8 protein-coding genes are annotated in these 11,021 nt (G+C 68.7%); 4 read left to right on the top strand and 4 right to left on the bottom strand.

Annotated elements, in window-relative coordinates; translation table 11 throughout:
- Nucleotides 1-165: 165 nt before the first annotated feature.
- Nucleotides 166-294: a hypothetical protein gene (locus AC061S_RS43585; RefSeq protein ID WP_478691434.1), complete on the top strand. Its 129-nt coding sequence runs from the start codon at nt 166-168 to the stop codon at nt 292-294.
- 86 nt (nt 295-380) lie between these two features.
- Complete coding sequence (locus tag AC061S_RS43580; RefSeq protein WP_478691433.1) at nt 381-788, top strand: hypothetical protein; 408 nt, start codon at nt 381-383, stop codon at nt 786-788.
- A gap of 273 nt (nt 789-1,061) precedes the next feature.
- Here the strand turns inward: AC061S_RS43580 and AC061S_RS43575 are convergent, their stop codons facing one another.
- From AC061S_RS43575 to AC061S_RS43560, 4 genes are all read right to left on the bottom strand, one after another.
- Entirely contained in the window at nt 1,062-3,377 is a 2,316-nt protein-coding gene (locus AC061S_RS43575; protein ID WP_478691432.1) for an FdhF/YdeP family oxidoreductase, read from the bottom strand.
- A 780-nt stretch (nt 3,378-4,157) separates the two neighbouring features.
- Nucleotides 4,158-5,882, bottom strand: a complete 1,725-nt coding sequence (locus AC061S_RS43570) for a S8 family serine peptidase (RefSeq protein WP_478691431.1) — start codon at nt 5,880-5,882, stop codon at nt 4,158-4,160.
- Nucleotides 5,883-6,060: 178 nt separating this feature from the next.
- Nucleotides 6,061-6,228: a hypothetical protein gene (locus AC061S_RS43565; RefSeq protein WP_478691430.1), complete on the bottom strand. Its 168-nt coding sequence runs from the start codon at nt 6,226-6,228 to the stop codon at nt 6,061-6,063.
- Nucleotides 6,209-7,456 carry a S8 family peptidase gene (locus AC061S_RS43560; RefSeq protein WP_478691429.1) on the bottom strand — a complete coding sequence of 416 codons (1,248 nt, stop codon included), beginning with the start codon at nt 7,454-7,456 and terminating at the stop codon, nt 6,209-6,211. The genes AC061S_RS43565 and AC061S_RS43560 overlap by 20 nt, the downstream gene beginning before the upstream one ends.
- Before the next feature lie 330 nt (nt 7,457-7,786).
- Here AC061S_RS43560 and AC061S_RS43555 point away from each other — a divergent pair, with 330 nt between their 5' ends.
- Nucleotides 7,787-8,839 carry a TrmB family transcriptional regulator gene (locus tag AC061S_RS43555; protein ID WP_478691428.1) on the top strand — a complete coding sequence of 351 codons (1,053 nt, stop codon included), beginning with the start codon at nt 7,787-7,789 and terminating at the stop codon, nt 8,837-8,839.
- 376 nt (nt 8,840-9,215) lie between these two features.
- Nucleotides 9,216-10,898 carry an ISL3 family transposase gene (locus AC061S_RS43550; RefSeq protein WP_478691427.1) on the top strand — a complete coding sequence of 561 codons (1,683 nt, stop codon included), beginning with the start codon at nt 9,216-9,218 and terminating at the stop codon, nt 10,896-10,898.
- Nucleotides 10,899-11,021: the final 123 nt, after the last annotated feature.

Here is an 11,021-nt window from a genome sequence, read left to right as displayed (position 1 = left end):
GCTCGATGGCACATCAGAGCACTCAGGGGCTGAGAGCCGGTCAATATCGCCTGTCAATCGGTCAAGATCGCCTGTCAGAGGACAATCAACAACGGGGTAGTCACGGAACTCGCGACAGAGCCAGTATGTCGTGGCCACGGTCACCAGGCCCTGACGGTCCTGGACATGAGCAAGAAGGAGCGTGAGACCCTCCCCCGGCTGCAGGTCATCACCCTGACCGGCTACGCGGCAGAACTCGACGAACTCATCGAGAGCATCCAGAACAACGGCAGGAAGGCCTTGCAGCCGGCGTGAATGACGAAACCAATCTCCGGATCCGGCATACCGTCGAGCGGCTCCGTCAGAGCGGACGCACTCTGACGGACATCGACCGTGCCCTGATGGAAGCCTTCGAGCGCCTGATGCACGGACTCCCGGAAGTCACCGACGGGTCGGTCACCGTCGTCAACGTGTGCACCGAGGCCGGAGTGTCCCGCGCCTCCTACTACCGCTCGCCGGTGGCCGAGGCAGTGAAGGAGATCCTTGAAGCGCCGCAGACCCGTCGGCCGGAGCCGGAGGAGTTGCGGGCGGAGGTATCCCGGCTGAAGAAGAAGGAGCGCGAGCTTCGCAGCGAGCAGGCTGCCGAGATCCGCGAGCTGAAGGACACCGTCGCCACCTATGTCAACCAGATCCAGGCGCTGACCCTGCGCAACGTTGAGCTGGAGACACAGAACGCCCACCTCATCGAACAACTGCAGCACGCCGGGGAGAACGTGACGGTCTTGCCGGTCCCGCGCCCCTCGCCGTGACCGCTTACAACGCCCCGCGCCAGTCGGAGCAGAACGCGCGGAGAGGGTCATTACGCGCGGTCTTCGTCCCGTCGCCTCGAACTTGTCCGTGGATCTCGAGCTGAGCTGTGGGGTTGCCAAGTTCTATGAGAACCGTCGGGGCAGCTTGCTCAATGCAACTGGCTTCTGCAGAAACGTGCGCGACTTGTCAGTCGGCTCCGAGGGGCTGCCCCAAGACCGTCGCCCCCGAGGGAATCGTCTTCCTGCTGCTCTCGGGGGAGCTCTTGACGTCTCTCAGATGATCACGACAGCGTCCGGCCTGCTGTCGGGTTCGAAGTGGATGACTACCGACTTGTACGCGGGGGTGTTGCTGATGTCCCCGGTGTGGTCGAGGGGTACCAGGACGGTGGCTTCCGGCATGTAGGCGGCGGCGCAGCCCACCGCCGTGGGGTAGGAGACCACCTTGAAGTGGGCGGCCCTGCGCTCGCGGCCGTCGGGCCATTCGGAGACGAGGTCGGTGTACGCGCCCTCGGCCAGGCCAAGGGCGGTGATGTCCGCCGGGTTGACCAGGACGACGCGGCGTCCGGCGTGGACGCCGCGGTAGCGGTCGTCCAGGCCGTAGATGGTGGTGTTGTACTGGTCGTGGCTGCGCAGGGTCTGCAGGAGCAGGCGGCCTTCGGGGAGGTCGAGGACCACCATGTCGTTGACCGTGAAGTTGGCTTTGCCGGTGTGGGTGGGGAAGCGGCGCTCGTCGCGGGGTGCGTGCGGGAGGGCGAATCCGCCGGGCTCGCGGACCCGGGCGTTGAAGTTGTCGAAGCCGGGGACGACCCGCTCGATGCGGTCCCGCAGCCGGTCGTAGTCGGCTGCGAACTCCTCCCAGGGCACATCGTCTTCGGGGCCGAGCGCGGCCCGGGCCATCGCGCAGACGATGGCGGTCTCCGAGCGCAGCGCCGGTTCGCCCGTCAGGCGCCCGCGTGAGGCGTGCACGAGGCCCATCGAGTCCTCGACGGTCACGAACTGGGGCCCCGCCTCCGTACGGTCCTCGTCCGAGCGTCCCAGGGTCGGCAGGATCAGTGCCCGACGTCCCGTGACCAGGTGCGAGCGGTTGAGCTGGGTGGAGATCTGCACGGTCAGCGCGCAGCGGCGTACGGCTTCCTCGGTCACCGGTGTGTCGGGGGCCGCGGCGACGAAGTTGCCGCCCATGCCGGTGAAGACCTTGACCTTGCCGTCGCGCATCGCCTTGACGGCGTTGACCGAGTCGTAGCCGTGACGGCGGGGAGAGGTAAAGCCGAACTCCTTGCCGAGCGCCTCGTGGAAGGCCTCGGTGGGGCGTTCATAGATGCCCATCGTGCGGTCGCCCTGCACGTTGGAGTGGCCGCGGACCGGGCAGACGCCGGCGCCGGGGCGGCCCACGTTGCCGCGCAGGAGCAGGAAGTTGACGACCTCGCGCAGGGTGGGCACGGAGTGCTTGTGTTGGGTCAGGCCGAGCGCCCAGCACACGATGACGCTCTTCGCGTCGAGGACCATTCGCGCGGCCTGCTCGATCTGCTCGCGGGGCAGCCCGGTGGCGGCCAGGACCTCGTCCCAGTCGGTGGTGCGGGCGTCCTTCTCCCAGGCTTCGTAGCCGAGGGTGTGCTCCTCGATGAAGGCGCGGTCGATGACGCCGGTGGCGGGGTCCGCGTCCTCGGCCTCCAGCAGCAGCAGGTTCAGCGCCCGGAACAGTGCGAGGTCGCCGCCCGTGCGGATCTGCAGGAACAGGTCGGTGAGCTTCGTGCCGTCGCCCAGGACCCCGCTCGGCCGCTGCGGGTTCTTGAACCGCTCCAGGCCCGCCTCGGGCAGCGGGTTGACGCTGATGACCCGGCCGCCGTTGCCCTTGGTCTGCTCCAGGGCGGCCATCATCCGGGGGTGGTTGGTGCCCGGGTTCTGCCCGGCGACGATCACCAGGTCGGCATGGTGGATGTCCTGGAGGGACACGCTCCCCTTGCCCACACCGAGGGTCTCGACCAGCGCGTCCCCGGTGGCCTCGTGGCACATGTTCGCGCAGTCCGGGAGGTTGTTGGTGCCCAGCTTCCGGGCGAAGAGCTGCAGTGCGAAGGCCGGCTCGTTCGGGGTGCGGCCGGAGGTGTAGAAGACGGCCTCGCCGGGCGAGTCCAGGGCGGCGAACTCCTCGCCGATGATCTCGAAGGCCCGCTCCCAGCTGACCGGGGCGTAGTGCGTGGCGCCCTCTTCGAGGAGCATGGGGTGGGTGAGCCGGCCCTGCTGCCCCAGCCAGTAGCCGGACATGCCGAGCAGCTCGGACACGGAGTGCCGGGCGAAGAACGCGGGCGTGACCCGCCGACGGGTGGCCTCCTCGGCCACGGCCTTGGCGCCGTTCTCGCAGAACTCCGCCCGGTGGACCTTGCGCTCCTCGGGCCAGGCGCAGCCCGGGCAGTCGAAGCCGTCGGGCTGGTTGACCCGCAGGAGGGTACGGGCGCTGCGTACGACGCCCATCTGCCGCTGCGCCATGATCATCGCGTTGGTCACCGCGTGGACGCCCACCGCGTGGTGGCGGGGCGGGGTGATCCGGGGGTCGTCCTGGGCGGGATCGGATTCGGGCGCGCGGCCGGCCATCGTGCTCCTCGTGGGTTGGCCCGGGCTCGCCACGGTGCGTCGCGGGCCTCGGCGGGACCGGCGGTCCGATCTCAGCTTCCAGGCTACGGGGACCCGTGCGGCCATCTCACGGGCCGAAGGAACCTTTGTGCACAGGGCGGAGTGCCCCTCGGTCCCCGGGCCCGGGCTTGTACGAACCCGCGGCTGGAGCGGACGGTGTCGCAGCGCCTTTCCCCCTCGTTCATCGGGGCAACGTGGTGTCCTTGTCCCGCTGGGGAATCGGGCCGCTGTTGATTATTGCGAGGTCGCGCCGCGGGCCTCGCCGGCGACGCGAAGGGTGAGGGTGGTTTGGGGGCCAGCCGGATACGGCCGAAAGGGATAGCAGGACCTGTCGAGGGTCGTGCTGGACGTCCTGGACCACGCTCTCCGGCTGACTGGGCCCCAGCTCAGAATGGGTGTGATTCCCCAGACGCTGCCGGTCGGCGCTCTGGCTCCGCCTCTCGCCGAGAGCTACCCGGTCTGAACCGGCTCAGCCCCAGAAGGCGTGGCGCGGATCGTCCAGCACAGCCTGGCGGGTGCGGTGGCCAGTGTCGAGCAGGGCCAGATAGTCGATCCCGCTGCCGCCCTCGGTGCGGTTTTCCGTCGAGCGAGCCGCCGTGCTGAGCCCCTTCTATTCGCAGGCCGAATCACCACGGGGGCATCAGCTGTCGCTCGCCATGGCCCTTGGCGGGCTGGTGGCGGGGGTGGGTGTCTGGTCCCGGCGGCTGGGGCCGGCTCGCCCCGGCCGCCGGGATGGGTGGGTCAGCCCACGGTCAGGGTTTTGGTGGTGGTGTCGGTGCCGCCGCGGTCGTCGGTGACGGTGAGGGTGACGGTGTAGGTGCCTGGCTTGTACCAGTTGAACATTTGAGCGAAGGGGCTGGTGTGGCCGTCGCCGAAGTCCCAGGCGTAGGACTTGATGGTGCCTTCGTGGTCGGGGTCAAAGGAGCCGGTTGCGTCGAAGTTGCAGTACCAGCTGCCGACGCCAGAGTCTTTGCAGCTGTGGGTGAAGGATGCTGTGGGGTCGGTGTTCGGGCCGACGAGTACTTCCTTGGCTGCCAGGTTGGTCTTGCCGTCGTTGTCGGTGACGGTGAGTTTCACCGTGTAGCGGCCGCTCTTGGAGTAGGTGTGTGAGGGTGTCTTGCCGGTGGCGTTGGCGCCGTCACCGAAGTCCCACTTGTAGGTGGTGATGGTGCCGTCGGGGTCGGAGGAGCCGGCTGCGTTGAAGGAGCAGGTGCGGTTGCTTGTCGAGCATGATGCGGTGAACGAGGCGAGGGGGGCGCCGGGGTCGTGTACGGCGTGGAGCAGCCGGTTCGGTGACGAGGGGCCTGGGTTGCCGACCGCGCCGGAGGTGGCGTCGGAGACGAGCGTGTCGTGGACCTGCTGGGGTGACCATCCGGGGTTGTCGGCCAGGAGCAGGGCCGCGGCGCCGGCGACGTGGGGGGAGGCCATGGAGGTGCCGGAGATGGTGTTGGTCGCGGTGTCGCTGGTGTTCCAGGTGGAGGTGATGCTGCTGCCGGGTGCGAACAGGTCCAGGCAGGAGCCAAAGCTGGAGTAGGAGGCGCGGTTGTCGTTGCTTTCGGTGGCTCCGACGGTGACCGCTTGGGGGGTGCTGGCGGGGGAGGTGCCGCAGGCGTCGGCGTTGGAGTTGCCGGCGGCCACCGCGTAGGTGACGCCGGAGGCGACGGACCGGGCGACAGCGTCGTTGAGGGACTGGTTTAGCCCCCCGCCCAGGCTCATGTTGGCCACCGAGGGGCCGGAGGCGTTGGCGGTGACCCAGTCGATCCCGGCGATGACCTGGGACCAGGCGCCGCTGCCGTTGCAGTCCAGGACGCGTACGCCGACGAGGGTGGCTTCTTTGGCGACACCGTGTGCGCTGCCGCCGACGGTGCCGGCGACGTGTGTGCCGTGGCCGTGGCAGTCGTCGGCGTTGTTGTCGTTGTCGATGAAGTCGTAGCCGCTCTTGGCCCGGTCGCCGAAGTCGTTGTGGCTGGTGCGGATGCCGGTGTCGATGACGTAGGCGGTCACGCCGCTGCCCGTGTTCGGGGGGTTGTAGGTGTCGTCCAGCGGCAGGGACCGCTGGTCGATGCGGTCCAGGCCCCACGAGGGCGGGTTGTCCTGCACTGTGCGGACGGCGCCGTCGGCCTCCACTCGCGCGACCATCGGGTCGGCGGCGAGCTTGCGTGCGTCCTGCTCGGACAGCCGTGCCGAGAAGCCGTGCAGCGCGGCGGTGTAGACGTGCTTCACGGCTCCGCCGTAGCGGCCGGCCAGATCGTCGCTGGTGGCCGACACGCTCGCGGAACGCACCTCGGGGGTGTTCTTGAGCGTGACGATGTAGGAGCCGGCCACCGCATCCGTCCGGTCGGCGCCGACGATGGTGCCCTGGGCCGCGTGCGCGGCAGGAGCCACGAGGGCGCCTCCCGCCGCTATCAGCGTGGCGGTACAGGCTGCGGCGAAGACACGCCGCGGGTTTCTGCTTCGGAACAGCATTCCTCTTCCTCCTTGTGTGAGTGAGGGGATCCGGTGGCCGGGCCGGTTTGACCCGGCGGCCACCGCAGGAGTACTTGGCGGCCATGACACCGCCGTCACAGGCCTGTTCTGTTCCTGCTCGAAGTCGCCTGTGATGACCCGTGGCCTGCCCGGCCGCCCCAGGCAGGGACGGCGGGAGTTACGGGGAGACGGTGACGGTCACGCTGCCGGTGGCGCCTTCGCTGTCGGTGACGGTGACGGCGCGGTTGGCCGTGTAGGTGCCGGCCTCGGGGAACCGGAGGCGGCGGGGCCGGTGTGCCCCGCAACCCTGTCGGCTGATCGGGGATTTACGGGGCGGCGACGTCAAGCAGGGGTTCCTTGACGCCGTCGCCGGAGGTATCGGTCCAGCCGGTGTTTCCGGCGGAGATGAGATCGGCACGGATCTTCATGACGTCGGCGCGGTTGTTGGGGTTGTCCAGGCTGGCGTAGTAGCCGGCCGCGCCGGCCACGTGCGGGCTGGCCATCGATGTTCCGGACAGGGTGGCGTAGCCGCCGCCCTTGTAGGTCGAGTAGATACAAGTTCCGGGTGCGGTGATCTCCACGCTGGTGCCCCAGTTGGAGAAGGTGGCCTTGTGGTCGTCCTTGTCCTCCGGCCTGCAGGCGGGGGCGCCGCCGGTGCCGCCGGCCTTGCCGTCGGAGTCGGCCATCGCGGAGACGGTGATGACGTCCGGGTGGTTGGCGGGGGAGAACGTGGAGGCGTTCTTGTTGCTGTTGCCTGCCGCCACCGCCACGACGATGCCCTTGTCCACAGCGTTGCTGATGGCCGTGTTCAAGGCGGCCGTGGTGCTTTCGCTGCCCAGGCTCATATTGATGACCTCGATGGTGTCCGCGCGGGCGGTCACCCAGTCGATGCCGGCCACGATGCCGGACAGGCTGCCCGTGCCCCAGTCGCCGAGGACCTTCACCGAGTGGATCCGCGCTCCGGGCGCGACCCCGACCACGCCAGTGCCGTTGTCGATCGCGCCGATGGTGCCGGCCACATGGGTGCCGTGTCCGTTGCCGTCGTCGGTCTGGGACGGAGCGGTGCTGCACCCCGGGAAGCCGTAGTTGTAGCAGTCGATGGAGTCCACCACGTCGAGGTCGGGGTGGTCGGGGTCGACGCCGGTGTCCACCACCGCCACATCGACGTCGATGCGCTTGTCGTCCTGGCCGTCGATGTCGAGGTTGGGGTTCTGGGTGGCGAAGATGCGCTGGACGCCGGTGGGCACCGTCTGCGCCTGGGTGGAGAAGGTCTGGTCGCGCTCCACCGACGCCACATGCGGGCTGCGGGCCAGCGCCGCCGCCGCCCCCGCAGGTATCCGGATCGAATAGCCCTTGAGCGCGTGCCGGTAGGTACGGCCGACCTCGCCGCCGAAACGCTCCGCGTGTTCGCGCGCGGTCGCACCCGGGTCGCCTGCCGAGTCGGCCAGCACCACGACGTAGTCGGCGCGTTCACCGCCGAACTTCTCCGGACCGGCGGCCGCCGTGGGCGCCGCGGTGAGGGCGAGGCCCACCGCCAGCACGGCCGCTCCCGCCGCGCTAAGCCCTGTCCGCATTGATCTATACATGACACCTCTATGGTTGGGGGGACGCTGTGACTTCCTGTGCTGGGAGGCGGGGTGCGCCTCCCAGCACAGCACCGCAGACGCGGACGGACCGCCCCCTCCCCCGTGCCGCAGACCCGGTGGGACCGCGAAGAGGGAGGCAATCCCACCGACTGAACCGGGTCTCCGCTTCACGGCAGGAATCCGTCAACGCCTTGCGCTTGCCCGGCAGTTTAGGGTGGGTTACACCCACAGGAGTGACGGAATCCCGACCCATGCGGAAACCCGCCACTCAGCCGGCCGTGCTGCCACACACCGAAGACAACCCGCGGGGAGACATACGTGAACACACCCGATACCCGGCTCCACCGCACCGCCCGCAAGGACACCGGCGACGCACCCAGCCTGGAAGTCCTCGGCATCGACGCCGGCGAGGAACACCTCTACCGCGTCCTGCTCAGCCGCGGGAGCTCAACACTGCGCGAGCTCACCGACCACACCGGGCTCAGCACCGCCCAACTGCGCACCGTCTTGCGCACACTGGAGACGAAAGGCCTGGCCAGTAGGTCGGCAACCCGGCCGGCGCGCTTCTCCCCGGCCCCGCCAGACATCGCGCTGGAAGCCCTCATCCTGCAACGCTGGCACGCACTCGAACACGTCCGGCTCACCGCCGCCCGGCTCACCGAACTGATGCGGGCAAGCCCCAACGCGACCCCCCGCGGAGTCGAGATCCTCAGCGGCCACGACGCCATCACCCAGCGGGTCATCGCACTGCAGCGCGCCGCCCGCACCGAAGTACTGATCATCGACACCCCGCCATACGTCGCCCCCACCGACCCGGAGGGAATGCAGCCGCAACTGGAGAGCATGCAGCGCGGCGTCCAATGGCGAGGCCTCTACGACACACGGTCGATACAGCACTCCGACGCCCTGGAAACAAGCCGGCAACTCGCCGCCGCAGGCGAACACTCGCGAGTTCTCGACGGAGTCCCCCTCAAGATCATCATCGCCGACCGCAGCCAGGCCATCCTCCCCCTCGAGCTCCCGGCCGACCGGGAGACGATGCTGCTGCACGCCTCCCCCCTCCTCGACGCACTCGTCACCCTCTTCGAAACCCTCTGGGAACGCGCCACCCCGCTATGGCAGGAAACCCGCCACCCAACTCACGCGGACGGAAGCGCCCCGTCCGCACTGGACCAGCTCATCCTCGCGCTCCTCGCCGCCGGCCTCACCGACCAGGCCATAGCCCAGAGACTGAAGGTCAGCCAACGCACCGTCGAACGCCGCATCGGCCGCCTCATGCACCAACTCACCGCCAGAACCCGCTTCCAAGCCGGCCTCCAGGCAGGGCGGCGAGGCTGGCTCACCGCCCTCCCCGGTGACGAGAATCCCTGACCGGCCAGGCGAGACCGCCCTCGTACAACACGACGAGCGGGGGCAAATCCGTCACGGACACGGCGAACGCGCTCAGCGACACCCTCACCGCCTCGCACAGGAAGGGTCTGTCCCCTGACGCCGCGACCGGCACCCGCAGCTGGGCCGAGATGGCCCCTTGAGGTGACCCACCCACAGCAAGGCCACCCAGGAGGGCCTGCGAGTGCCAGTCTCCGCGTCCCCGTCGGTGGGCGTTGGCCCGCCGGAGGCAGTGAGAGTGGAGAACGCTCAGGGGTAGGCCGCGTCGTGAGTCGGTTGTTCTGATCCGGCGCCGGCCGACGTAGAGCTGCTTGCCGGAGGCTGTGGTGATGGGGGCTGCGCCGGAGGACGCCTGTCAATGGCCTTTGAGTGCTGGCTCTTCGACACTTTCCGTGAAGCCAGTGATCCCTGGGTAGCTCTTCGCGTGGGGGATCACGCGGTTGAGCTGCTGAAAGTCTTGTTTCCTTACCTGTCTCAGGTGATGGTCGACGCCGTCATCCGAGTCGGCACGTCGGTACGGATCACTGCCAGATGCATCGCGGCGACAGCTCGCTGTCCCGGGTGCGACACGCCCTCGGTCCGAGTGCATAGCCGCTACGGCCGCAGGCTCGCCGACATCGCGGTCGCCGGACAGGAGACAGCGATCGACCTCGAAGTCCGGCGCTTCTTCTGCGACAGCACCGACTGCGCCAAGAAGACCTTCGTCGAGCAAGTCGACCAGCTCACCTTCCGCCACGGAAGGCGAACTGCGAACCTTCAACACCTGCTGGGACAAGTCGCGTTGGCGTTGGGCGGACAGGCCGGCGCACGCCTCGCCGAACGGCTGGCCACCCCTGTGAGCGGGCCAACGCTCTTCCGGCTGATCCGCTCCATGGACCTCCCGGAAGTGCCCGAACTGACCGTCCTCGGCGTCGACGAGTTCGCCTTCCGCCGCGGCTGGCGCTTCGGCGCCATCCTCATCGACATGGACAACCACCGCCCCGTCGATGTCCTGCCCGACCACACGGCCGACACCTTAGCCACCTGGCTCCGCCAGCACCCGCACATCGGCACCGTCTGCCGGGACCGCGGCGGCGCCTTCGCCGAAGGCGCCGAACGCGGCCAGCCCGGAATCCCGCAGGTCGCAGACCGCTGGCACCTGCTCCACAACCTCGCCACCGGCCTCGAGAAGACGGTCACCCGGCACCGCTCCTGCCTGAAGGTCCCCGAGCTCGAGCCCGAGGCGACTCCTGCCCCGGCCAGCAGCCCGGTTGGGGAGTCTGCCTACGAACGCAAGACCCGGGAGCGGCACCACGATGTCCAGACCCTGTTCCGGCAGGGCCTCACCATCGACGCGATCAGCGCACGGCTCGGGCTCGACCGCAAAACGGTACGGCGATACGCGAGAGCCGCCACCGCCGAGTCCCTGATACGCGAGCGGCCCGGCCGCACCAGCGCCCTGACACGGCACCAGCCCTACCTCGCCCGCCGGTGGGCCGAGGGATGCGATAACGCACAGACCCTTCTCGCAGAACTCGCCGACCGTGGCTATCGCGGGGGCCGCAGGAGCATCCGGCGCTTCCTCAACACTCTGGCCAGGCACAACGGCCCACGAGCGGTTCCTCCGCCACCGCCTGCGGTCGCTGATGTCGTCCGGTGGATCATCGGCCGACCGGAGAACCAGAGCGACCAGGCCCGCCAAGACCTCAAGGACGTCTGCGGACGATGCCCTGAGATAGCCGAGGCCGGCCGCCTGGCCCGCGGCTTCGCCACCATCCTGCGCCGTCGAGAAGGGCACCGGCTGGGAGACTGGCTCGCCCAGGCCGACGAAATCCGAGGTCAAAGAGATTCGCACCTTCGCCAACGGACTCCGCAAAGATCTCTCCGCTGTCACCGCCGGACTCACACTCCCACTGAGCTCCGGCGCCGTCGAAGGCAACGTCACGAGAATCAAACTCCTCAAGCGCCAGCACTACGGCCGGGCCGGGTTCGATCTCCTCCGCCGACGCATTCTCTTGGCCCACTGACCGGCCCGATTCACGGAAAGTGCCGAAGAGCCTGAGAAGCCGTTGTCTTACCGGATGTGATCGTTGAGTTTCTGCTGGTCAGCATGGTTTCGGTCGGGTGAGGGATGCTCTCGACGTTCTGTTTCCGCTTGATCGTCGAGGGGTGTGCGGTGGCGTCG

This window comes from Streptomyces sp. CA189 (assembly GCF_056428985.1).
This window is presented reverse-complemented; position numbering and strand designations above follow the sequence as displayed.